At 54.7% G+C, this 23,829-nt stretch carries 21 protein-coding genes; 12 read left to right on the top strand and 9 right to left on the bottom strand.

What is annotated here, in order from left to right:
• Positions 1-290: 290 nt before the first annotated feature.
• Complete coding sequence (locus BM323_RS24530; protein WP_162129951.1) at positions 291-503, bottom strand: hypothetical protein; 213 nt, start codon at positions 501-503, stop codon at positions 291-293.
• On the opposite strand from BM323_RS24530, the gene mdtD reads away from it, so the two are divergent.
• On the top strand, positions 442-1,845 hold the full coding sequence (mdtD, locus tag BM323_RS19570; protein ID WP_008106764.1) for a multidrug transporter subunit MdtD: 1,404 nt from the start codon (positions 442-444) through the stop codon (positions 1,843-1,845). The genes BM323_RS24530 and mdtD overlap by 62 nt on opposite strands.
• Here mdtD and rbsR read toward each other — a convergent pair.
• The 7 genes from rbsR to BM323_RS19535 all read right to left on the bottom strand — a co-directional run bounded on the left by rbsR (position 1,842) and on the right by BM323_RS19535 (position 8,206).
• Entirely contained in the window at positions 1,842-2,834 is a 993-nt protein-coding gene (gene rbsR / locus BM323_RS19565) for a ribose operon transcriptional repressor RbsR (protein ID WP_369689754.1), read from the bottom strand. The two genes, mdtD and rbsR, sit on opposite strands and share 4 nt — an antisense overlap.
• Positions 2,835-2,838: 4 nt before the next feature.
• Entirely contained in the window at positions 2,839-3,768 is a 930-nt protein-coding gene (gene rbsK, locus BM323_RS19560) for a ribokinase (RefSeq protein ID WP_008106760.1), read from the bottom strand.
• Positions 3,769-3,832: 64 nt separating this feature from the next.
• Positions 3,833-4,708, bottom strand: a complete 876-nt coding sequence (gene rbsB / locus BM323_RS19555) for a ribose ABC transporter substrate-binding protein RbsB (protein ID WP_008106759.1) — start codon at positions 4,706-4,708, stop codon at positions 3,833-3,835.
• Between the two features lie 26 nt (positions 4,709-4,734).
• The gene (rbsC, locus tag BM323_RS19550; RefSeq protein WP_008106756.1) at positions 4,735-5,706 is read right to left on the bottom strand and encodes a ribose ABC transporter permease; all 972 of its coding nucleotides are present in this window, start codon (positions 5,704-5,706) and stop codon (positions 4,735-4,737) included.
• On the bottom strand, positions 5,703-7,211 hold the full coding sequence (gene rbsA, locus BM323_RS19545; RefSeq protein ID WP_008106754.1) for a ribose ABC transporter ATP-binding protein RbsA: 1,509 nt from the start codon (positions 7,209-7,211) through the stop codon (positions 5,703-5,705). The genes rbsC and rbsA overlap by 4 nt, the downstream gene beginning before the upstream one ends.
• Before the next feature lie 7 nt (positions 7,212-7,218).
• Positions 7,219-7,638, bottom strand: a complete 420-nt coding sequence (gene rbsD, locus BM323_RS19540; protein ID WP_008106751.1) for a D-ribose pyranase — start codon at positions 7,636-7,638, stop codon at positions 7,219-7,221.
• A gap of 172 nt (positions 7,639-7,810) precedes the next feature.
• On the bottom strand, positions 7,811-8,206 hold the full coding sequence (locus BM323_RS19535; protein ID WP_008106749.1) for a YgiW/YdeI family stress tolerance OB fold protein: 396 nt from the start codon (positions 8,204-8,206) through the stop codon (positions 7,811-7,813).
• 180 nt (positions 8,207-8,386) lie between these two features.
• Here BM323_RS19535 and qseB point away from each other — a divergent pair, with 180 nt between their 5' ends.
• Together qseB and qseC are read left to right on the top strand one after the other, a co-directional pair.
• A complete protein-coding gene (gene qseB / locus BM323_RS19530) occupies positions 8,387-9,049 on the top strand; it encodes a quorum sensing response regulator transcription factor QseB (RefSeq protein ID WP_008106746.1) in 663 nt (220 codons plus the stop codon).
• Positions 9,046-10,377, top strand: a complete 1,332-nt coding sequence (gene qseC / locus BM323_RS19525) for a quorum sensing histidine kinase QseC (protein WP_008106744.1) — start codon at positions 9,046-9,048, stop codon at positions 10,375-10,377. The genes qseB and qseC overlap by 4 nt, the downstream gene beginning before the upstream one ends.
• 11 nt (positions 10,378-10,388) lie before the next feature.
• Here qseC and kup read toward each other — a convergent pair whose 3' ends face one another.
• Positions 10,389-12,257: a low affinity potassium transporter Kup gene (gene kup / locus BM323_RS19520; RefSeq protein ID WP_008106742.1), complete on the bottom strand. Its 1,869-nt coding sequence runs from the start codon at positions 12,255-12,257 to the stop codon at positions 10,389-10,391.
• Between the two features lie 297 nt (positions 12,258-12,554).
• Here kup and ravA point away from each other — a divergent pair, with 297 nt between their 5' ends.
• The 9 genes from ravA to atpB all read left to right on the top strand — a co-directional run bounded on the left by ravA (position 12,555) and on the right by atpB (position 23,783).
• Complete coding sequence (ravA, locus tag BM323_RS19515; protein ID WP_036648974.1) at positions 12,555-14,051, top strand: ATPase RavA; 1,497 nt, start codon at positions 12,555-12,557, stop codon at positions 14,049-14,051.
• The gene (gene viaA / locus BM323_RS19510; RefSeq protein ID WP_008106738.1) at positions 14,048-15,508 is read left to right on the top strand and encodes an ATPase RavA stimulator ViaA; all 1,461 of its coding nucleotides are present in this window, start codon (positions 14,048-14,050) and stop codon (positions 15,506-15,508) included. Before ravA ends, viaA begins: the two co-directional genes overlap by 4 nt.
• A gap of 67 nt (positions 15,509-15,575) precedes the next feature.
• Complete coding sequence (gene ovoA, locus BM323_RS19505) at positions 15,576-17,702, top strand: 5-histidylcysteine sulfoxide synthase (RefSeq protein ID WP_008106736.1); 2,127 nt, start codon at positions 15,576-15,578, stop codon at positions 17,700-17,702.
• 106 nt (positions 17,703-17,808) lie between these two features.
• Positions 17,809-18,270, top strand: a complete 462-nt coding sequence (asnC, locus tag BM323_RS19500; protein WP_008106733.1) for a transcriptional regulator AsnC — start codon at positions 17,809-17,811, stop codon at positions 18,268-18,270.
• Positions 18,271-18,424: 154 nt separating this feature from the next.
• Positions 18,425-18,865 (top strand): FMN-binding protein MioC, encoded by a 441-nt coding sequence (mioC, locus tag BM323_RS19495; protein ID WP_008106731.1) that lies wholly within the window; start codon positions 18,425-18,427, stop codon positions 18,863-18,865.
• A gap of 442 nt (positions 18,866-19,307) precedes the next feature.
• Positions 19,308-21,197: a tRNA uridine-5-carboxymethylaminomethyl(34) synthesis enzyme MnmG gene (gene mnmG, locus BM323_RS19490; protein WP_008106729.1), complete on the top strand. Its 1,890-nt coding sequence runs from the start codon at positions 19,308-19,310 to the stop codon at positions 21,195-21,197.
• 47 nt (positions 21,198-21,244) lie between these two features.
• Entirely contained in the window at positions 21,245-21,862 is a 618-nt protein-coding gene (rsmG, locus tag BM323_RS19485; protein ID WP_008106727.1) for a 16S rRNA (guanine(527)-N(7))-methyltransferase RsmG, read from the top strand.
• A gap of 713 nt (positions 21,863-22,575) precedes the next feature.
• The gene (atpI, locus tag BM323_RS19480) at positions 22,576-22,956 is read left to right on the top strand and encodes a F0F1 ATP synthase subunit I (protein ID WP_008106725.1); all 381 of its coding nucleotides are present in this window, start codon (positions 22,576-22,578) and stop codon (positions 22,954-22,956) included.
• 8 nt (positions 22,957-22,964) lie between these two features.
• The gene (gene atpB / locus BM323_RS19475) at positions 22,965-23,783 is read left to right on the top strand and encodes a F0F1 ATP synthase subunit A (RefSeq protein WP_007893608.1); all 819 of its coding nucleotides are present in this window, start codon (positions 22,965-22,967) and stop codon (positions 23,781-23,783) included.
• Positions 23,784-23,829: the final 46 nt, after the last annotated feature.

The following is a 23,829-nucleotide window of genomic DNA, read 5'->3' as shown; positions in this document are numbered from 1 at the left end:
ATATCAATCCTGCGAGTGCCCACACAGATTGTCTGATAAATTGTTAAAGAGCGTTGCGAACAGCGGCTGAACCGTCTGTCGCGAGGTGGCGTATAGTACGCTACTCTCCTTCGGAGTCAAACACTTTTTTCAGCGCTTTCATCCGGCGGGATGAATTTCTTCACTCCCTGCTGAGCAGTCTGCGTTGCCGCTTTGCCGTCTCAGTGGTGGCGCATTATAGGGAGTTATTCGGAGGTGACAAGGGTTAATTGCAAAAAAATGACTGAGCGCCTCTTTTTTAAACGAACGCGTTAAAAACAGACATTTCCCGGCGAAGAATCAGTCAAAGTCGCCGCTTCATCGGCACAAATCAGCGCCATCACCTTAAACACCAATGCTATTCTCTTTAACCAAACGTAATTTCTTTGTCGCAGGCTGACAATTATTCGATAAGGACTTTCAATGATTCGCTCCGCGCGCAGTATGGCCGGCTTGCCCTGGATCGCCGCCATGGCGTTTTTCATGCAAGCACTTGATGCCACCATCCTGAATACTGCGCTTCCTGCCATCGCCACCAGCCTTGAACGTTCTCCTTTAGCCATGCAATCCGCCATCATCAGTTATACGCTAACGGTGGCAATGCTGATCCCGGTGAGTGGCTGGTTGGCCGATCGTTACGGCACACGCAAAATCTTCATTCTTGCGGTATCGCTATTTACGCTCGGTTCGCTGGCCTGTGCCTTATCCGGGTCATTGAGCATGTTGGTGGTCTCGCGAGTGGTGCAAGGGATTGGCGGAGCGATGATGATGCCCGTCGCGCGCCTGGCGCTGTTACGCGCTTATCCGCGCAGTGAACTACTGCCGGTGTTGAACTTCGTTACCATGCCGGGTTTAGTGGGGCCGATTCTCGGCCCAATGCTGGGCGGATTGTTAGTGACCTACGCCAGCTGGCACTGGATATTCCTTATCAACATTCCCATCGGTATCGCCGGCATCTTTTACGCACGCAAATATATGCCGGACTTCACTACCCCAAAACGCCGCTTCGACTTTTCAGGCTTCCTGCTGTTTGGTTTGGGTCTGGTGTTGATCTCGGTCGGCATCGAACTGTTCGGCGAGCGCGTGGTATTGCCATGGCAAGCTTTGCTGGTGCTGTTTAGCGGCATTGCATTGCTTCTTCTTTATATAGTGCACGCGCGCCGCCATCCGGCACCGCTGATTAATCTGCCAATGTTTAAAACCCGCACCTTCTCGGTCGGCATCATTGGCAACATCGCTTCGCGTCTGGGAACCGGCTGCATTCCATTCCTGATGCCGCTGATGTTGCAAGTGGGCTTTGGTTATCCCGCGCTGATTGCCGGTTGCATGATGGGACCGACAGCGATTGGCGCGCTGCTGGCGAAATCCACGGTGACGCAAGTGCTGCGCCGCTTCGGTTATCGCCATACGCTGGTTGGTATCACCATCATCATTGGCATATTGATCTCCACCTTCTCACTGCAATCGCCGGGTGGCAGCGTGGTGATGTTGCTGGCGGCACTGTTGATTCTGGGGATGGCGATGTCTACGCAGTTCACCGCGATGAACACCATCACGCTGGCGGATTTAAATGATGAGAACGCCAGCGGCGGGAACAGTGTACTGGCGGTAACGCAGCAGCTGTCGATCAGCTTTGGTGTGGCAGTGAGCGCCGCAGTGCTGCGTTTCTATCAGGATGTCGAGGCCACAACCGTCGCGCAATTCCACGCCACCTTCCTGACGATGGGTATCGTCACGGTGTTGTCAGCCTTTACCTTTATGATGTTACGTCCGGGCGATGGTCGTAATCTGATCGCCAACCGCGAGAAAAAGAAGAAAGCCGCTTAAACCGAACCGCGTTCCACCAGCTCCGGCGTCAGCACCAGCGTTTGCTGACTGGCGTCGGGATCGCTCATACGATGAATCAAGGTATCAATCGCCAGTTCGCCTAACTCATCTTTCGGCTGATGGATGGTGCTAAGCGGCGGCGTCAGGTAACGCGCCAGCTCGATATTGTCATAGCCCATCACCGCAATATCCTGCGGCACGCGCAATCCGGCCTGGAACAAGGCGTGATAGACGCCAACCGCCATCGCATCGTTGCTGGTGAATATCGCTTCTGGCAGCGTATCCAGCGTCAGCAATTGATTCATAGCGTTGAAGCCGCCCTGAAACTCGAAATCGCCATCAACCACATAACCCGACGGAACCGCTAATCCGCTGTTGGCCATCGCTTTATGGAAACCTTCAAGACGCAAACGCGCGGGGGTTTTATCCTGCGGGCCGGCAATACAGGCAATACGCGTATAGCCGCGATCGATAAGATGCTGAGTTGCCAGCTCGCCGCCGAGCAGCGCATTGTCCTGAATAATGTCGCCGCGTCCTTCAAATGGCGCCCAGTCCATCATTACCATCGGCACCGACGGATAGCGATTGAGGATCTCCGCCGACGGCAGATGGGTTTCGGTGCACATCATTAACAAACCATCGACGCGCTTTTGCATCAGCGTCTCAAGGCTGCGATTCATGCGTTCTTCATCGCCTTCGGTATTACACAGAATCAAGCTGTAGCCGCGTTCGTAGCAGCTGTTTTCCACGCCGCGCACCACTTCGGAATAGAACGGGTTACTGCTGGCGGTTAGCAGCATGCCGATGGTGCGGGTTTGTTTGATCTTCAGGCTGCGCGCCAGTGCGGACGGCGCATAGTTAAGCTCACGAATTGCCTGATCCACCTTTTCACGCACCTGCTCGCTAACAAAGCGATTGTTATTGATGACGTGTGAAACGGTGGAGGTAGAGACGCCCGCCAGGCGAGCGACATCTTTCATGGTAGCCAAGCGCTTAGCCCTGTTGCTGCAGGAAGGCGTCGATCTCAGTGCGCCAAGGCACTGAGGGCTGCGCGCCCGGACGCGTTACCGCAATCGCGGCGGCGGCATGGGCGAAACGCACGGCATCGTGCATTGGCACACCTTCCAGACGTGCGGTAATAAACGCTCCGTTGAAGGTATCGCCAGCCGCGATAGTATCGATGGCCTGCACGCTGAAGCCCGGAATGCGCACGCCGTTGCCTTGCTCACTCAGCCACACACCGCGACGGCCTAAAGTGATTAACACGGTATCGATACCTTTGGCATGCAATGCCGCAGCAGCACGCGCGGCATCTTCATCGCTCTTCACCGCAATGCCGGTGAGAATTTCTGCTTCGGTTTCATTTGGCGTGATGATGTCGATAAGCGCGAGCAGCTCATCAGAGAGCGCGGTGGCCGGTGCGGGATTCAGGATCACTTGCGTCTGCTGCGCGCGAGCAATCTTCGCGGCGGCCAGAACGCTTTCCAGCGGAGATTCAAGCTGCATCAGCAACGCATCGGCATCGGCAATCACCTGCTGATGCTGTACAACGCGAGCCGGCGTCAGCGCCGCATTGGCACCGGAATAGATGCCGATATTATTTTCGCCTTCGCCATTCACGAAGATCATCGCTACACCGGTTGATTCATCAGCGACGGTTTCAACGGGTGCGGTATCAATGCGGTCTTGCTGCAACTGCTGACGAATGCGCTCGCCGATATCATCAGCGCCGACGCAGGCAATAAAGGCAATATCTGCACCAGCACGACCCGCAGCCACCGCCTGATTGGCCCCTTTGCCGCCAAAGGCAATTTGGTACTGTTTCCCGATCACCGTTTCGCCCGGACGTGGAAAGTGGGCGAGGTTAAGGATGTGATCGGCATTAATGCTGCCGAGAACGGCCAGTTTTGCGCTTGTGGTCATTGGGATTCATCCAGAAAGATGCGCCACCAGGACGGTGGCGCGTTGCCCTGCTTTTCTTTACTTATTATTTGGTAACCAGCTTCAGGTCAACCGGATTAACCGCCTGCACCTTCTCGCCTTTCAATACTTTATCGGCAGTCTGCACGCCAATCACACCAATCTTGTCTGGCATCTGAGCCACAGTGGCGGTCAGTTTACCTGATTCAACGGCTTTCACACCGTCAGCGGTGCCGTCAAAGCCCACCACCAGCACGTCGGTTTTCCCGGCAGTTTGCAGTGCACGCAGCGCGCCCAGCGCCATTTCATCGTTCTGAGCGAAGACGGCCTGCACATCCGGATGTCCCTGCAGCAGATTCTGCATTACGTTCAGACCTTTAGTACGGTCGAAGTCAGCAGGCTGGCTCGCCAGGATGTTGAATTTGTGCGCATCAGCCGCTTGTTTAAAGCCTTCGCCACGCTCGCGCGCCGCTGACGTACCGGCAATGCCTTGCAGTTCAATAATTTTCGCGCCATCACCCAGTTTTTTGGCGATGAAGTCACCGGCCATTTTGCCGCCGAAACGGTTGTCAGAAGCCACGTGGCTCACTACGGTGCCTTGTGCTGCTACGCGGTCCAGCGTGATCACCGGAATATTGGCCTGGTTTGCCATCTTAACGGCGTTACCCACCGCATCAGAATCGGTTGGGTTGATCAGCAGCAGCTTGGTGCCGCGCACCGTCAGATCCTGCACGTTCGCCAGCTCTTTCGCCGGGTTGTTCTGCGAATCCAGCACCACGAGGTTATAACCCAGTTGGTCAGCTTCTTTCTGTGCGCCATCTTTCAGAGACACAAAGAACGGATTATTCAGGGTTGAAACCACCAGAGCAATGGTGTCCTTTGCCATCGCGCCAGCACTGAGGGTGGCGCCAAGAATGACGGCCAATGCAGTTAACTTTTTCATTTTTAAATCCTGTGTGAAGGTCAGAGTTATTTACTGCTTTTGTTATCCACCAGCACCGCTAGCAGAATAACGACGGCTTTAACAATCATTTGGTAGTAAGACGATACGCCCATCAGATTCAGGCCGTTGTTCAGGAAACCGAGGATCAACGCACCAATCAGCGTGCCCATGATGCGACCTTTGCCGCCCGCCAGGCTGGTACCGCCCAGCACCACCGCCGCGATCGCATCCAGTTCATAACCGGTGCCCGCGGTAGGTTGTGCGGAAGAGAGACGCGCCACCTCGATGGTGCCCGCCAATGCCGCCAGCAGGCCGCACAGCGAATAAACGATGATTTTGACGCGATTAACGTTGATGCCCGACAAGCGCGTCGCCGCTTCGTTGCCACCCAACGCATAGATGTAACGACCAAGCCGCGTGTGATGCAGCATGTACCACGCCAGTCCAAACACCGCGACCATCAGCCACACCGGCGTTGGGATGCCCAGCGGACGACCGATACCGAACCAGCCAAACAGATCGGCGTTATCGTTGAAGCCGGTATTGATCGGGCTGCCGTTGGTGTAAACCATGGTGACGCCGCGCAGCAGCAGCATCATCACCAGCGTGGCGATGAAAGCCTGCACCTTGCCGCGCGCCACAATCACGCCGGTAATACCGCCAATCGCCGCTCCCAGCGCCAGCGAAGCCGCAACGGCCACCAGCGCATTCACTTCTAATCCGACAATCGATGCCGCCACCGCGCCGGTCAGCGCCAGCAGCGATCCCACCGACAGATCAATGCCTGAAGTCAGAATCACCAGCGTCATGCCGACCGCCATAATGGCGTTGACCGACGTCTGCTGCAGAATGTTGAACATGTTGGCCAGCGTGAAGAAGTTCGGGCTCTGGCTGGCAACCACGGCGATCAGCACGATCAATGCAATCAGTGATTTCTGCTCCAGCAGCCAGGCTTTGCTGAACCAGCGACGGCTGGCGGGTAAGGTTTGGGTGCTCATACAACTAACTCCTCGCTGTGTTGCTTACCGACTGCCGCCGCCATCAGGGATTCCTGGGTAGCTTGCTCACGGGAAAATTCGCCACTCAGATGGCCTTCATGCATCACCACGATGCGGTCGCTCATGCCCAGCACTTCGGGCATTTCCGACGACACCAAAATGATGCTCAGCCCTTCGGCTTTAAACTGATTAATTAACTGATAAATTTCTTTTTTTGCCCCGACATCGACGCCGCGTGTTGGCTCATCAAGAATCAACACATCAGGGCGCGTCATCAGGCCGCGCGCAATCGCTACTTTTTGCTGATTTCCGCCGGACAGCAGGCCAATCGGCTGCTCCATTGAAGGAGTTTTGACGTTGAACAGGCGGATAAAATCGCCCACCGCCAACTGCTCGTCGCTGTGTCTCAGGTTGCCCGCGCCGGTGCTGAAATAGCGCAGCGCGGTCAGCGACATGTTCTCTTTCACCGACATGCCCAACACCAAACCATCGCGCTTACGATCTTCGGAGATATAAACGATGCCGTTCGCCAATCCGTCTTGCGGGGAGCGGGTGGTGATTTCGCGGCCATTCAGCGTCACTTTACCTTTACTGCGCGGCAGCGCGCCGTACAGCACTTTCATTAGTTCGGTACGTCCCGCGCCCATCAGGCCCGATACGCCAAGGATTTCCCCTTTGCGCAGCGTAAAGCTGACATCATCAACACCCGGACCGCTGAGGTTTTCGACTTTTAAGCGGATCTCACCCGGCTGTTGATCGATACGTGGATATTGATCTTCCAGCTTGCGGCCGACCATCATCTCGATCAGGCTCTCTTCGCTGAGATCGCACACCGCGCGTTCGGCAATAAACTGCCCGTCGCGGAATACGGTGACGTCATCGCAAATCTCGAAGATCTCTTTCATGCGGTGCGAGATATAGACGATGCCGCAGCCCTGCGCTTTGAGTTCGTTGATAACGCGGAACAGCGACAGCGTTTCGGTATCGGTCAGCGCATCGGTCGGTTCATCCATAATGATGACCTTCGACTCGAAGCTGAGTACTTTGGCGATCTCGACCATCTGCTGATCGCCAATCGACAAATCGCCCACCAGCTTGTGGCTGTTGAAGCGCAGATTGAGGCGCTTTAACAGCGCATCCGCCTCGGCATACATCTTTTTCCATTCGATGCGGCCAAAGCGGTTAACAAATTCGCGGCCAAGGAAGATATTCTCGGCGACGGTCAGTTGCGGAATCAGGTTAAGTTCCTGATGGATAATGCCAATGCCCGCTTCCTGCGACGCTTTCGGGCCAGAGAACGCCACATCCTGACCGAGCCACTGCATAGAACCGGCATCCATGCTGTAAATGCCAGTCAGCACTTTCATCATGGTGGATTTGCCCGCGCCGTTTTCGCCCACCAGCGCCATTGCGCGTCCTGGATAAACGGCGAGCGATGCGCCATTCAGCGCCTTTACGCCAGGAAACGACTTTTCAATCCCTTTGAGTTGCAGTAACGGTTGCATAGCGGCCTCAGAAGGTCACGCCGGCGCTCAGGATGACATTCGCATACGGAGAACACTCTCCGCTGCGAATGACCGCCTGACTACGCTGCGTTTGTTGTTTGAATTGTTCATGGCTGGTGTAACGGATGGTGATGACATTTCCCTGGTGCTGTTGCAAGGCTTCGAGCACGGCGAGCAGTGCGCTATGGAGCTGCGGATTGTGCTGCTTAATCTCCTCCGCCATCAGGGCGCTTTCGACCTGCATCTCCTGCGTGACAACCTCAACCACCTGTAAAAATTCGGGCGTACCCGGCGTTAACGCCAGATCGATGCGCTGTGGACCAGCCGGAATCGGCAAGCCTGCATCGGCAATCGTCAGCGTATCGGTGTGCCCCAGGCGAGCAATCACATGAGAGACTTCAGCGTTTAACAAGCGACCTTTTTTCATTTATTCCACTCCACAGCGAAACGTTTCGCTGATCGGGAGTGTATAAAATGCGCACGGCAACTCAATGGCGGCATCACGGAAATGTGATCGCCATCGAAACGTTTCGCTTGTGCCAGAGAGAATTTGAGTTTGGTGGGATGTTGGAGCCGCTGCTGCGGCCCCGAAGCAGGGATTAAGGCAGTTTACGTACCTGTTTCACGTCCAGTTCGATGGAGTTGAAATCTTTATCCAGTTCGCCGGTCAGTTCTACCTGATCCTTTGGCGTGATGGTCAAACCGTTCCAGCGTTTATGATCGATCTCGACCTTCATGGTGCCGGTGGCATCACGGAACTGATAATCCTCATCACCGATTTGCTTCTCAAGCGTACCGCGCACGGTGATCCAGCTATCGTCCTTCATCTCTTCGGCCTGTTTCACCGTGACAACGCTGGTGTTATCGGCTTTGAAACCACCGGACTTCACCTGCGCGGATGGCGCATTCGGGTCAACAAAGCCACCTTGCTGAGCGGCAAGAACCGGCGTGGCGGCCAGAGCGATGATAGCTAACAGGGCTGCAGATTTTTTCATATTTCACCTCTTTTCCATGAATGTGTTGGTTTACGGCAGCTATTTCACCATAAGGTTCTTAACAGGATCTTAAGAGAATCCGTTGGGCTAACATTCATGAAAAATAGTCTATTTGCCGGGATTTTCGCTGTACAAGAGCGATTGTGCTTCGTATAACTCCGCTTAACAGAAGGAGAGTTGATGCGCATTTTACTGATAGAAGATGACACGCTGATTGGCGACGGGTTGAAAGTCGGGTTGACCAAACTCGGTTTCAGCGTGGATTGGTTTGTCTCCGGCGAAGCCGGATTTCAGGCGTTGGCGGCCGCGCCCTGGGATGCGGTGGTGCTGGATCTGTCGCTGCCGGAACGCGATGGTCTGGATATCCTGCGTCAGTGGCGCCAGCAAGGACAGGATGTGCCGGTGCTGATTCTTACCGCGCGTGATGCGCTCGATCAGCGCGTACAAGGATTGCAGCTCGGTGCCGACGATTACCTGTGCAAGCCGTTTGCGCTGACAGAAGTGGCGGCACGCTTGCAGGCGCTGATCCGTCGCCGTCACGGCCAACTGCAGCCGGAACTTAAACACGGCAAAGTGGTGATGGCGCCCGGCAGCCACAGCGTGCTGTGCGATGGCGAAGCCGTCAGCCTCAAGAGCCGCGAACTGGCGCTGCTTGAGCTGTTTCTGCGCAATCCCGGCCGCGTGCTGACACGCAGTCAGCTGGAAGAAAAGCTCTACAGCTGGGATGAAGATGTCTCCAGCAATGCGGTGGAAGTGCACATTCATCATCTGCGCAAGAAACTCGGCAGCCAGTTTATTCGTACCGTACACGGCGTCGGTTATACGCTGGGAGCGGCGGAATGAGTCTGTTTCTGCGCCTCGCCATTGGCTTCGTGCTGCTGATTATGCTGTGCGGCGGCCTGGCCAGCCTCAGCGCCTGGCACCAAACCCGCGATACGGTAGACGAGCTGTTTGATACTCAGCAAATGCTGTTCGCTAAACGCCTGATTACGCTCGATCCCACCTCACTACAGGACGAAAAACTGCCTAAAACCAAGTCGATCCTGCGTCATCATCATGGTGATCAGGATGACGATGCGCTGGCGTTTGCCATCTTCAGCGCTGACGGCCAGCCGCTGCTCAATGACGGCGAAAATGGGCGTGATTTACAGTTTGATTATCAGCGTGATGGCTTTACCGATGGCCGCCTGCGCGGCGATAAAGAGAGCTGGCGCTTGGTGTGGCTCACCTCAGCGGATAAGCGTTATCGCGTGGTGGTTGGGCAAGAGTGGGAATACCGCGAAGATATGACGCGCGATCTGGCGCTCAGTAGCCTGCTGCCATGGTTGATCGCCATGCCTTTTATGCTGCTGTTGCTGCTGGCGCTGGTGTGGTTCGAGCTGCGCCCGTTGAAACGCCTTACGCTTTCACTGCACCAGCGTGCGCCGGATGATGCTACGCCATTACCTGAAACGCGTTTGCCTAAAGAGGTGAAGCCGCTGGTGGTGGCGCTCAACGGTTTGTTCAGCCGTATGGCGCATCTGGTGCAGCGCGAACGTCGCTTTACCTCCGATGCCGCCCATGAATTGCGCAGCCCGTTGGCGGCGCTGCGCGTGCAGAGCGAAGTGATTCAGCTGGCCGATGATGATGAAGCGATGCGTAAACGGGCGATTCAGCAGCTGGACAGCGGCATTGTGCGCGCCACGCGTCTGGTGGATCAGCTTTTAACGCTGTCACGCGTGGAAGCTGACGATCTGCGCAGCGAGTTTCAGCCGGTGGCGCTGGCGCCGCTGTTGCAAAACCTGCTGGCGGAGCACTTTCCGCAGGCAGAACAACAAGACACCGCTTTGCAATTCACCAGCCACGCCGAACCGGTGATGAACGGTCATCCGCTGTTGCTGGGATTGATGGTACGGAATCTGCTGGATAACGCGCTGCGCTATTCGCCGTCTGGCAGCACTATTGATGTGCAGCTCAACGTTCGCGCCATTACCGTTGATGATAACGGGCCGGGCGTCAGCGATGAGCAGTTGGCAAGGTTGGGTGAACGCTTCTGGCGACCGCCGGGACAGGCGCAAACAGGCAGCGGATTGGGGCTTTCCATCGTGAAGAATATTGCCCAGCTGCACGGCATTCGCTTGCAGTTCAGCCAGCGCGCCAGCGGAGGATTGCGCGTCACTTTGAGTTGGTGACGCGCGCAACGTTAAATCTCGACCTGGGTTCCCAGCTCGATCACGCGGTTCGGTGGAATTTCAAACTGATCCGGCGCGCGCAGCGCATTGCGTTGCAGCGCGAGGAACAGCTTGCCGCGCAGGCGCAGATACCAAGGACGATCGCCGATAATCAGCGATTCATGCGACATAAAGAAGGAGGTTTCCATCATGCGGCAGTTTAGGCCTTCAAGACCGCAGCGGTGGAAAATCTCTTCGACGTTTGGCGTTTCGCGCCAGCCATAGCTTGCCACCACGCGCCAGAAGGTCGGCGATAACTGTTCAATGGTCACACGACGCACATTGTGCACATAAGGCGCATCTTCCGTACGCAGCGTCAGCAGCACCACACGCTCATGCAACACTTTGTTGTGCTTGAGGTTATGCAGCATGGCAAACGGAATCACGTTCAGCGCCCGCGACATATACACCGCGGTGCCCGGCACACGTACCGGCGGCGATTTCTCCAGCGACGCAATCATCGCTTCGAGGGAATTGCCGTGCTCATGCATACGACGCAGCAGGCGGAAACGCTCGCTTTTCCAGGTGGTCATGATGATGAACATCATCAACGCCAGCGTCAGCGGCAGCCAACCACCGGAGAACACCTTGATCAGGTTGGCGGAGAACAGCGACACGTCGATGATCAACATGGCAATCAGAATCAACACCACCAGATAGCGGTTCCAGTGCCAGTTTTGAATCGCCACGGTTGAACAGAGAATGGCGGTCAGCACCATGGTGCCGGTTACCGCAATGCCGTACGCCGCCGCCAGATTGCTGGAGTGCTCGAAGCCGACAATCACAATCACTACCGAGAAATAGAGCAGCCAGTTAATCACTGGAATATAGATCTGCCCGGACTCTTCTTCTGAGGTGTGCACAATGCGCATCGGTGGCAAATAGCCGAGACGCACCGCCTGACGCGTTAATGAGAACACGCCGGAAATCACCGCCTGCGACGCAATCACCGTGGCTAAGGTCGCCAGAATCAACATTGGGATCAGCATCCAATCCGGCGCGAGCAGGAAGAACGGGTTTTTGATCGCTTCGGGATGTTTGAGCAGCAGCGCGCCCTGACCAAAGTAGTTGAGCACCAGCGAAGGCAGCACCACGATGAACCAGGCGAGACGAATCGGGAATTTACCGAAGTGGCCCATATCGGCATACAGCGCTTCTACGCCGGTAATCGCCAGCACCACCGCGCCCAGCGCGAAGAAGGATACGGTTTTATATTGGATGAAGAAGTGCACCGCCCAATACGGGTTCATCGCATGCAGGACGTCAGGATTGTCGATAATGCTGCGCGCGCCTAGTACCGCCAGCACCAAAAACCACAGCAGCATCACCGGCGCGAACAGCTTGCCGACGATACCGGTGCCGTGTTTTTGGATGACAAACAGCAAAGTCAGCACTGCAATCGCCAACGGCACGATGTAGGCATCAAGACTTGGCGCGGCAATTTCCAAACCTTCAATCGCCGATAGCACCGAAACCGCCGGCGTAATCACCACTTCGCCGTAGAAGAAGCTACCGCCAATCAGTCCCATAATCACCAGAATTGCCGTAGCTCTGGCGCCGGTATGGCGTCCGGCCAGCGACATCAGCGTTAAAATCCCGCCTTCGCCGGCGTTATCCGCGCGCATCACGTAGCTGATGTACTTCAGCGACACCACCAGAATCAGCAGCCAGAAGATCAGCGACAGGAAGCCAAATACCGCTTCGCGCTCTACGCCAAATCCAAACTGACCAGAGAGACATTCACGCAATGTATAGAGCGGGCTGGTACCAATATCTCCATACACCACGCCAATTGCCGCCAGCGTGACTGCCCCAAGGGACTGTTTCTTATCCGAGCTCATAAGTTGTCTTTTGTTGGAGCCGGAGGCACTTGCCTTCCGCTCAAGCCATCAAAAAGCGCACAGTATGCACATATTCCCAAAAAAACCTACTCTTACAAAGTGTCACCATCGCGTTGGTGACGCGGTTTTTCGCCGAAAATAGCGCCAAAAAACCGTTGGAAGCGGCGAGTTTTCTCGCATCAACCTTCTGAAACAAAAAAGCTGACGGCTATCAACGCAATCGCGCATGATAATCAGTAGAGTATTGCGCTCGCCAGAATATGACGGCACCAGGATCAAAAGGATAATGATGTGATTATGGCTCAACCCCATCTTTTGGCAGAAAGAATTTCTCGCCTGAGCAACGCTCTGGAAAAAGGTCTGTATGAACGCCATCATGCGATCCGCCTCTGTTTGCTGGCAGCCTTAAGTGGCGAAAGCGTGTTTCTGCTCGGGCCGCCGGGCATCGCCAAGAGTCTGATTGCCCGCCGATTAAAATACGCCTTCCAGCACGCCCGCGCTTTTGAATACCTGATGACCCGTTTTTCCACCCCGGAAGAGGTGTTTGGCCCGCTGTCGATTCAGGCACTGAAAGATGAAGGGCGGTATCAGCGTCTCACCAAAGGCTATCTGCCGGATGCCGAAATTGTTTTCCTCGATGAAATCTGGAAAGCCGGCCCGGCGATTCTGAATACCTTGCTGACCGCCATCAACGAACGCCGCTTCCGTAATGGCGACAGCGAAGAAAAAATCCCGATGCGCTTGCTGGTTACCGCTTCCAACGAACTACCAGAAGCCGATAGCGGACTGGAAGCGCTGTATGACCGCATGTTGATTCGTCTGTGGCTGGATAACGTGCATGAGAAGCAGAACTTCCGCAGCATGCTCACCCACCAGCAGGATGAAAACGACAATCCGGTGGCGGAATCATTGCGCATCAGCGATGAAGAGTACGAGCAGTGGCAGAAAGGCATCAGCCAGGTCAGTTTGCCGGATCACGTGTTTGAACTGATCTATCAGCTACGTCAGCAGTTAGAAACGCTGCCGGACGCGCCGTACATTTCCGATCGTCGCTGGAAGAAAGCCATTCATCTGTTGCAGGCCAGCGCCTTTTATAGCGGTCGCGTGACTATCGCGCCCATCGACTTAGTACTGCTGAAAGATTGCCTGTGGCATGACGTGGCATCGATGAAAATGCTGGATCGCGAAATCGATACGCTGATGTCGCAACATGCGTGGCAGCAACAGGCGCTGCTACACAAGCTGCAGCAGATCAAAGGTCGCCGTCTGGCGCTGCAACAGCAGCAAAGCGTGGCGCAAGCGCTGACGCTGGAGAAACACAGCGGCATGTTCAGCCGCAAACCGCATTACGAATTACCCGCCGCCATTACCGATGAGCAGCTGACGCTGATGCTGCAACAGCCGTTGATGCTGCACGACATGCAGGTGACGCACATTCTGATTGGCCGCGAAGCGCTGGATCAGTGGCTGCTGAAGGGCGGTGAAATTCGCGGCAAGCTGAACGGCATCGGCTTTGGGCAAACGCTGGATATGCTGGTGGATACACATCATTGTCTGACGCTGCGCGATGTTAGCCTGCAATCCACGCGTCTGACGCTGCCGGGCGCCAGCAGCAGCAGCGAGATGCCGCAGGAGATCGCCGATGAATACGAAGCGTTGGAAACCCAGTTGCGCGCGCAGCGCACGCTGTTCAGCCAGCATCAGCGCTGCCTGTTCATTAGCGATGACTGGCTGGCACGCATTGAAACCAGCCTGCAGGATGTCGCGGAACAGCTGAAACAGGCGAGAAAATGATCTCACTGGAGACGCTGAGTGCGCTGCTGTCGATTGGCGAAACCGAGTTAATCGAAGAGTTGATTATCGCGCTGCTCGCCTCGCCGCAGCTGGCGCTGTTCTTTGAGAAGTTTCCCCGCCTGAAGCAAGCCATGATGCGCGATCTGCCACGCTGGCGATCGGAGATCGCCGAGCAGATCAAAGTCACGCCGGTGCCAGAAGCGCTGGCGCAGGAGTTTCAGCTTTTTCAGCAGATGCAGCTGCTCAGCACGCAACATTTCACCCAGCAGTTACCCAACATCATGACGCAGCTGAAAAGCCTGCCGTCGCCGTTCATCGAAGAAGCCAGCAAACTGCTGCTGAATGCCGAAAGCGACCAGCTCAGCAACGCGCAACACACGCTGTTCCTGCAACGCTGGCGTCTCAGCCTGACGCTGCAAACGCTAACGCTGAATGAAACTATTCTCGAAGAGCAGCGCGAACGCTTGATGGCCGAGCTACAGCAGCGCATGGCGATCAGCGGTCAGCTGGCGCCGATCCTTACCGATGATGATGAAGCCGCCGCCGGACGCCTGTGGGATTTGAGCAAAGCGCCGCTGCAGCACGGCGATTACGAACTCATCGTCCAATACGGCGATTTCCTTGCCCAGCAGCCGGAGCTGATGAAGCTGGCGCAGCAGCTGGGTCGCAGCCGCGAAGCTAAATCGGTGCCGTCGCAGGATGCGCCGCTGGAGGAGTTTCACCAGTTGGTACGCGAACCGGATAATGTGCCGGAAGAGGTCAGCGGCATTCATCAAAGCGATGATGTGCTGCGTCTGTTACCGCCGGAATTGGCGGCATTGAGCATCAGCGAGTTGGAGCTGGAATTTTATCGGCGCTTAGTCGAAAAACGCTTGCTGACTTATCGTCTGCAGGGCGATGCGTGGCATGAAAAAGTCACCATGAGCCCGGTCAGCCACCAGCAGCATGAAGAGCAACCGCGCGGCCCGTTTATCGTCTGCGTTGATACGTCCGGTTCGATGGGCGGTTTCAACGAACGCTGCGCCAAAGCCTTTTGCCTGGCGCTGCTGAAAGTGGCGCTGGCGGATAAGCGCCGCTGCTACATCATGCTGTTCGCTCATGAAGTGATCGGCTATGAACTCACCGCTGATAACGGCATTGAGCAGGCGATCCGTTTCCTCAGCCAGCGTTTTCGCGGCGGCACCGATCTCGCTGCCTGCCTTGCGGCGGTGGTGAAACGCATGGAAGGCAGCGCCTGGCAGGAAGCGGATGCGGTGATCGTCTCTGACTTTATTGCCCAGCGTTTGCCAGATGACATCGTCAGCACCATTAAGCAGCGTCAGCGCCAACACCAACAGCGCTTCCACGCAGTGGCGATGTCGCAGCATGGCAAACCCGGCATCCTGCGCATCTTCGATCACATCTGGCGCTTCGATACCGGCCTGAAAAGCCGTCTGCTGCGCCGCTGGCAGCGCTAATTCATCTGGCGGAAATGCTAATTTGCTATATTGATAAGTTCGAGCACATAGCAAACTGGAGCACCTTGTGACGACCGCCCAACTTCCCGCACCAACCCGCACGCTAAAACTTTCCGGCCAAAACTCCGAACAAAAACGGGCCGAGCTGCTGGCGTACTTCACCCAAACCTGGGAACTGTATGAAAGCCTGTTTGATTGCCTGGCGGACGAGCGCGCCTGGTTTAACAAAGCGATTTCGCTGCGCCATCCGCTGATCTTCTATTTTGGTCACACCGCGACCTTCTACATTAATAAGCTGATGGCGGGCCGCTATCTCGATCAACGCGTTGACGATCGCATCGAAGCGATGATGGCGATCGGCGTCGATGAGATGAGTTGGGACGATCTCAACGACAGCCATTACGACTGGCCGAGCATCGCAGAGGTGCGCGACTATCGTGGCAAAGTGAAAAGCCTGGTGAGTGAGTTTATTCGCACTATGCCGCTGGAACTGCCAATCGGCTGGGACAGCCCGGCGTGGGTGGTGTTGATGGGCATTGAGCACGAACGCATTCATCTGGAAACCTCCAGCGTGCTGATGCGCCAGTTGCCGATTGAATGGGTCAAGCCTCAGCCGCACTGGCCGGTTTGTCCGCAGGCGCGTCACGATCGTCAATCGGTACCGGAAAATTCTTTGATCGCGATGCCCGGCGGCCGCGTGCAGCAGGGCAAAACCGACGACACTTATGGCTGGGATAACGAATACGGCAGTCAGCAAACCGAACTTAAGCCGTTTAAGGCCAGCAAGATGCTGGTCAGCAATGCCGAGTTTTATCGCTTCATGGCGGCGGACGGATATAACGATCGCCGCTGGTGGGATGACGAAGGTTGGGGCTGGCGTGAATTCTCCGGTGCACAGATGCCGACATTCTGGGTTGGTGACGAAAAGCTGCCCGATCAGCTAAAACTGCGCGTGCTGGCCGAAGAAGTGGCGATGCCGTGGGATTGGCCAGCGGAAGTGAATCAACTGGAAGCCGCCGCGTTCTGCCGCTGGCTGGCCGAAGAGACCGGTAAATCTATTCAGCTTCCCTGCGAGGCCGAATGGGCGCAGCTGCGTGAGCAGGTTGGCGGCGATCAGCCGGATTGGACTGAAGCGCCGGGCAATATCAATCTGGCATATTGGGCTTCCTCCAGCCCGGTCGACCGTTTCGCGCAGGGTGAGTTTTACGATATCGTCGGCAATGTCTGGCAATGGACCACGACGCCAACCAACGGTTTCGAAGGCTTTAAGGTGCATCCGCTGTACGACGACTTCTCGACGCCGACCTTTGATGGCAAACATGCGCTGATCAAAGGTGGCAGCTGGATTTCTACCGGCAACGAAGCGCTGAAATCTGCGCGCTACGCTTTCCGTCGCCACTTCTTCCAGCACGCCGGTTTCCGCTATGTGGTTTCTTCCCATGAAGAGAGCATGGCACTCAATCCCTATGAAACTGACAGCATGGTGTCGCAGTATCTCGATTTCCAGTACGGTCCGAGTTACTACAACGTGCCTAACTACGCGGCGGCGCTGGTGGAAAAACTGCTGCCGCACTGTACTGCGCGCGGTCAGGCGCTGGACATCGGCTGCGCCACCGGGCGTGCCAGCTTTGAACTGGCGCGACACTTCGACGCGGTAACCGGCATGGATTACTCGGCGCGCTTTATTGATGTTGCGCTGCAGCTGACCTCCGGTGAGGATTTCCGCTATGTAGTGCCCGAAGAGGGCGATCTGGTGGAGTATCGTCAGGTGCGACTGAAAGAGTTTGGTCTGGAAGCAGAGCAAGCGCAGCGCATTCAGTTTGTGCAGGGCGATGCCTGTAACCTGAAGCCGCAGCCGGATCGTTACGATCTGGTGCTGGCGTCTAACCTGATTGATCGTCTGCGTCAGCCGAAGCGCTTCCTGCAGGACATTACCCCGATGATCCGTTCCGGCGGTTTGCTGGTGCTGTCATCGCCGTATACCTGGCTGGAAGATTTCACGCCGAAGGAGAACTGGCTGGGCGGTGTTCGCGAAAATGGCGAAGCGCTGAACACCTATCAGGCGCTGCAGCGTCTGTTGCGTGATGCCTTCGATGAAGTGGCACCGCCGCAGGATGTGCCATTTGTCATCCGCGAAACGGCGCGCAAATTCCAGCACACGCAGGCGCAAGTGACCTTCTGGCGTAAGCGCTAAAAAGCATGCAGACAACGGCCTGCCTGTTGTCTGCACCTTGCCTGCACCGCTAATTTGCTGCACATTCTCCTCTATTCATAGAAGAAGAACTTAACGAGGATGGACAATGGCGGAACACCTTCAGCTGGATAACCTGGATCGCGGCATTCTCAATGCGCTGCTGCAGAATGCGCGCACCGCCTATGCCGAGCTCGCCAAACAGTTCAACGTCAGCCCCGGCACTATTCATGTGCGGGTGGAGAAGATGCGTCAGGCGGGCATTATTTTGGGCACGCGCGTGGAGATCGATCCGCGTCAGCTCGGCTTCGATGTGTGCTGCTTTATCGGCATTATCCTCAAAAGCGCGCGCGATTATCCGGCGGCGCTGAGCAAACTCGACGCGTTGGATGAAGTGGTGGAAGCCTGGTATACCACCGGCCACTACAGCATCTTTATCAAAGTGATGTGCCGATCGATCGATGCCTTGCAACAGGTATTGATCAACAAGATCCAGACCATCGACGAAATCCAATCCACAGAAACCCTGATCTCACTGCAAAACCCGATCATGCGCACCATTAAGCCGTGATCCCTCTCTAAGCTGTGCACAAACTTATCCCCGGCAGATCGCGCGTATGGCGCGACTTGTCGCCTGATGCTTTCATCTATTAACCCTGTTTTCCACAGGTGGATCACGGCTTGATCACAGCGTACAATGCTCGCCTTTAGTGCGGGAGAGCATCATGGCCGATATTACGTTAATCAGTGGAAGTACCCTTGGCAGCGCCGAATATGTTGCTGAACATCTGGAAGAAAAACTGCAGGAAGCGGGCTTCTCAACCGAGGTGCTGCATGGCCCAGAGCTGGATGAGCTGCAACCGGAAGGCATCTGGCTGATTGTTACCTCCACGCACGGTGCCGGTGAACTGCCTGATAATTTGCTTCCTTTATATGAAGCACTGCAAGAGACAAAACCGGACCTCACTGGCTTACGTTATGGCGCAGTAGGCATCGGTAACCATGAATACGATCTTTTCTGCGGCGCGATCAAGCTGCTGGAAGAGCAATTGAACCAGTTGGGCGCCAAACGCATTGGCGATCGCCTGGAGATCGACGTGCTGGAGCATGAGATCCCGGAAGACGCGGCTGAAGTGTGGGTCGCCACATGGAAAACGCAGATTTAAAACGATCTTCGATGGCTGGGGATCGGGAAAATAGAATGATCCTCAGTTGATTTCGCTGTTTTTTCACTTTAAACACGCGATCGACTGTGGATAACATGGGCTGTTTCATGCGTATAACCCGTAGTTATCCAAAGAACAACTGCTGTTTCTTTTTTAGGCTGTGCATAAGTGGCTATTTTGATCCCAGCTTATACGGATCAGGATCACCGATCATTCACAGCTAATGATCCTCTCTAATCTGCTGTTAAGCCTGCGCTTTTCGGGGTTATCAACAGCAAGGTGCGATCCTAATAGTAGATCTAACAGAGAGATCATATAAAAGACTTAAGATCCTTTCTTTTAAACCTCAGGATCCCGCGACTTTCGCCGCCGACATTATTTCAGTAGAATCCACCGCCCAGGGCAACGATCCCTGTCCGAAACACTAACGAGGACCCACTTCATGTTTTATCCAGATCCTTTTGACGTCATCGTAATCGGTGGTGGTCATGCGGGCACAGAGGCCGCGATGGCCGCAGCCCGAATGGGTCAGCAAACCCTTTTACTCACCCATAACATTGATACGCTTGGACAAATGTCCTGTAACCCCGCGATCGGTGGCATCGGGAAAGGACATCTGGTGAAGGAAGTGGATGCCTTAGGCGGTTTGATGGCCACGGCAATTGACCAGGCAGGTATCCAGTTTAGGATACTAAACGCGAGCAAAGGCCCCGCCGTTCGTGCTACTCGTGCTCAGGCTGACCGTGTACTGTATCGCCAAGCGGTACGCACTGCGCTGGAGAATCAGCCGAACCTGATGATCTTCCAACAGGCGGTTGACGATCTGATTGTGGAAAACCATCGTGTAGTCGGTGCGGTAACGCAAATGGGCTTGAAGTTCCGCGCCAAAACCGTGGTACTGACCGTTGGAACCTTCCTCGATGGCAAAATCCACATTGGCCTGGATAACTACAGCGGTGGCCGTGCAGGCGATCCGCCATCAATCCCATTGGCAAAACGCCTGCGTGCACTGCCGCTGCGCGTAAACCGTCTGAAAACCGGTACGCCGCCACGTATCGACGCACGCTCGATTGATTTTTCGGTGCTGACACCGCAGCACGGTGATAATCCGATGCCGGTGTTCTCGTTCATGGGCAAGGTTTCACAGCATCCACAACAAGTGCCGTGCTGGATCACCTACACCAACGAACAGACGCATGACGTGATCCGCAATAACCTCGATCGTAGCCCGATGTATGCCGGGATCATCGAAGGTATTGGTCCACGTTACTGCCCGTCGATCGAAGACAAAGTGATGCGCTTTGCCGATCGTAACGCGCACCAGATCTTCCTGGAGCCGGAAGGCCTGACCAGCAACGAGATCTACCCGAATGGTATCTCCACCAGCCTGCCGTTTGACGTACAGATGCAGATCGTACGTTCGATGAAAGGATTGGAAAACGCGAAGATCATCCGTCCAGGTTATGCCATCGAGTATGATTTCTTCGATCCACGCGATCTTAAACCGACGCTGGAGAGCAAATTTATCCACGGCCTGTTCTTTGCCGGCCAGATCAACGGCACCACCGGCTACGAAGAAGCGGCAGCGCAAGGTTTGCTGGCTGGTCTGAACGCAGCACGCGCTTCTGCTGATAAAGAGGGCTGGGCGCCACGCCGCGATCAAGCTTATCTCGGTGTGCTGGTTGACGATCTCTGCACTTTGGGCACGAAAGAGCCGTACCGCATGTTTACATCGCGTGCGGAGTACCGCTTGATGCTGCGCGAAGATAACGCCGATCTGCGTTTGACCGAAGCCGGTCGCGAACTCGGTCTGGTTGATGATGCACGCTGGGCGCGCTACAACCAGAAACTGGAAGCGATTGAGCAGGAGCGTCAACGTCTTCGCGATCTGTGGGTGCATCCGAAATCGGATAACGTGGCTGAAGTGAACGCGGTGATCAGCGCGCCGCTTACCAAAGAAGCCAGCGGTGAAGATCTGCTGCGTCGTCCAGAGATGACCTATCCGCTGCTGACGTCACTCGCCAGCTACGGTCCGGCACTCCCTGATGAGCAAGCCGCTGAGCAGGTGGAGATTCAGGTGAAATACGAAGGATACATTGCGCGTCAGCAGGAAGAGATTGATCGCCAGCTGCGGAATGAAAACACCTTGTTGCCTGTTGAGCTCGACTATCGTCAGGTTAATGGCTTGTCGAATGAAGTGATCGCCAAACTCAACGATCACAAACCGACGTCCATTGGCCAGGCTTCGCGTATTTCGGGTATCACGCCTGCGGCAATCTCAATTCTGCTGATTTACCTGAAAAAACAGGGCCTGCTGCGTAAAAGCGCCTGATAGACTTTGGGGTGAGGCAACTCGCCCCCGTTAATGGAATTCTCGTCGTGATCAACAAACTCTCCTCGCTGCTGAATGCGGCAAACATTTCCCTTACCGATCAACAAAAACAGCAGTTGGTTGGCTATGTTGAGTTGCTGCATAAGTGGAATAAGGCCTATAACCTGACATCGGTGCGCGATCCGCAGCAGATGCTGGTACGCCATATTCTCGACAGCGTGGTGGTTGAGCCACATCTGCAGGGCGAACGCTTTATTGATGTGGGCACCGGTCCGGGCTTACCGGGTATTCCGCTGGCCATTGTGCGCCCGCAATCGCATTTCACCTTGCTGGATAGCCTCGGCAAACGCGTACGTTTCCTGCGACAGGTACAACATGAGTTAGGACTTACTAACGTCACTCCAGTGCAGAGCCGCGTTGAAGAGTTCCCGTCTGAGCCGCCATTCGATGGTGTTATCAGCCGTGCATTTGCATCACTGGAAGATATGCTGAACTGGTGTCATCATCTGCCGAGCCCTGAAGGTCGCTTTTATGCCCTGAAAGGCGTGCGTCCGGATGATGAGATTTCTGCATTACCGGCGGGCTTTACGGTAGAGAAAATTCAACCGCTGCAGGTACCCGAACTGGATGGTGAACGTCATCTGGTGGTGATTACCCGCCAATAGCCTTTTAAACGGTATGGATTTGAGCCAGTTCATGCCGTTTGCCTTAGTCTTTTCCCTGAACGAAAAAGCAGCGATTGAACACTTTTAGGTAAAAGCTTTTATTTAGCAGGGCAGGGCGAGCGAGTTAACATCTCCGACGGAAATTATCCGAAAAGCTCTGTTACATTTAACGAACATTTCACATTTCATTATCACTTAGATCACTTTATTGCGTGTATTTACCCAACCAAATAATCACTGGGGAAAATATAACTTTGCAATAAATTGGCGTGCGTAATATCAGTTTTGCGTTTTTATTGCAGCGCATGATGTCAATAGAGTGTTTTTCTCGAAAATCGTAGTCCAACACCTAATAAATAAATTTAATGCACTGATTTATAGATGCTTTAGTCGAATTTGAAATCGTATAAATCTTAACTGGTACAAATTCAGTCAGGCATTCCTTGTTTATTATGTGATCTAAAGCACGCTTTAAAAGCAAGTCGATCGGGCATTTTCAGCATTTAAGTCAGACATTGCCTAATGACGATGTTTTGAAAAATAGCCCTTCAGAAAGAAATTTAAATAATTGTTCACCTTTTCGCTACTTACCGATTGAAATCGCAGGTGGCGCCCGTATAATTTGCACGGCTTTTGCTGCTTGACTCAAATGAGTAAAGGCAGTCTTATACGACACGCGACATACCCCGTTCGGGGCAGGAGAGTTCAGCGTCATGTCAGTGTCTCTTTACAGTGTGAAATTAGCCCGGGCCGTGCTGATCATTCAGCTGGTGACCTTTGTCATCATCGGTGCGCTCTTTACCCTGAAAGAGGTTACCTGGGGCGCCTCCGCCTTCGCGGGTGGAGTGGCAGCCTGGCTGCCGAACGTGTTGTTTATGTTTTTGGCCTGGCGCCTGCAGGATCAAACGCCTGCGAAAGGACGTGTTGCCTGGAGCTTCGCCCTCGGTGAAGTGTTGAAGGTGTTCACAACCGTCATTTTCCTCGCGGTGGCGTTGGGTGTGTTTGGAGCGGTCTTCTGGCCACTCGCAATCACGTGGTTATCGGTGCTGGTGGTGCAGATCGTCGCTCCGGCTGTAATTAACAACAAAGGGTAAGAGGCATCATGGCTGCTGGAGAAATCTCTACTCCGCAAGAATACATAGGTCACCACCTGAATAACCTTCAGTTGGACCTGCGTACTTTCGAGTTGGTGAATCCGCACGACGCTCCCGCGACGTTCTGGGTATTAAATATCGATTCCATGTTTTTCTCTGTGGTGCTGGGACTGATTTTCCTGGTGTTGTTCCGTAAAGTGGCGAAAAGCGCTACCAGCGGTGTTCCAGGGAAATTACAAGCGGCTATCGAACTGGTTGTCGGCTTCGTTGATAACAACGTGCGCGACATGTACCACGGTAAAAGCAAACTTATCGCCCCGCTGGCTCTGACGATTTTCGTCTGGGTCTTCCTGATGAACTTCATGGATCTGCTGCCTATCGATTTGCTGCCGTTTATCGGCGAGCACTATTTAGGCCTGCCGGCGCTGCGCGTCGTGCCGTCTGCAGACGTGAACATCACGCTGTCTATGGCGCTGGGCGTATTTATTTTGATTCTGTTCTACAGCATCAAAATGAAAGGCATTGGCGGCTTCACCAAAGAGTTGACGCTGCAGCCTTTTAATCACCCGATCTTCATCCCCATTAACCTGATTCTTGAAGGTGTTAGCCTGCTGTCCAAGCCTGTTTCACTGGGTCTGCGACTGTTCGGTAACATGTATGCGGGTGAGTTGATCTTTATCCTGATTGCCGGCTTGCTGCCGTGGTGGTCGCAGTGGTTGTTGAATGTGCCTTGGGCCATTTTCCACATCCTGATCATTTCGCTGCAGGCTTTCATTTTCATGGTCCTCACGATCGTCTATCTGTCGATGGCATCTGAAGAACATTGATTTTTATCTCAACACTTAAGCTTTTAACTGAAACAAACTGGAGACT

The organism is Pantoea sp. YR525 (assembly GCF_900116775.1).
In the GTDB taxonomy this organism is placed as follows: Bacteria; Pseudomonadota; Gammaproteobacteria; order Enterobacterales; family Enterobacteriaceae; genus Pantoea; species Pantoea symbiotica.
This window is presented reverse-complemented; position numbering and strand designations above follow the sequence as displayed.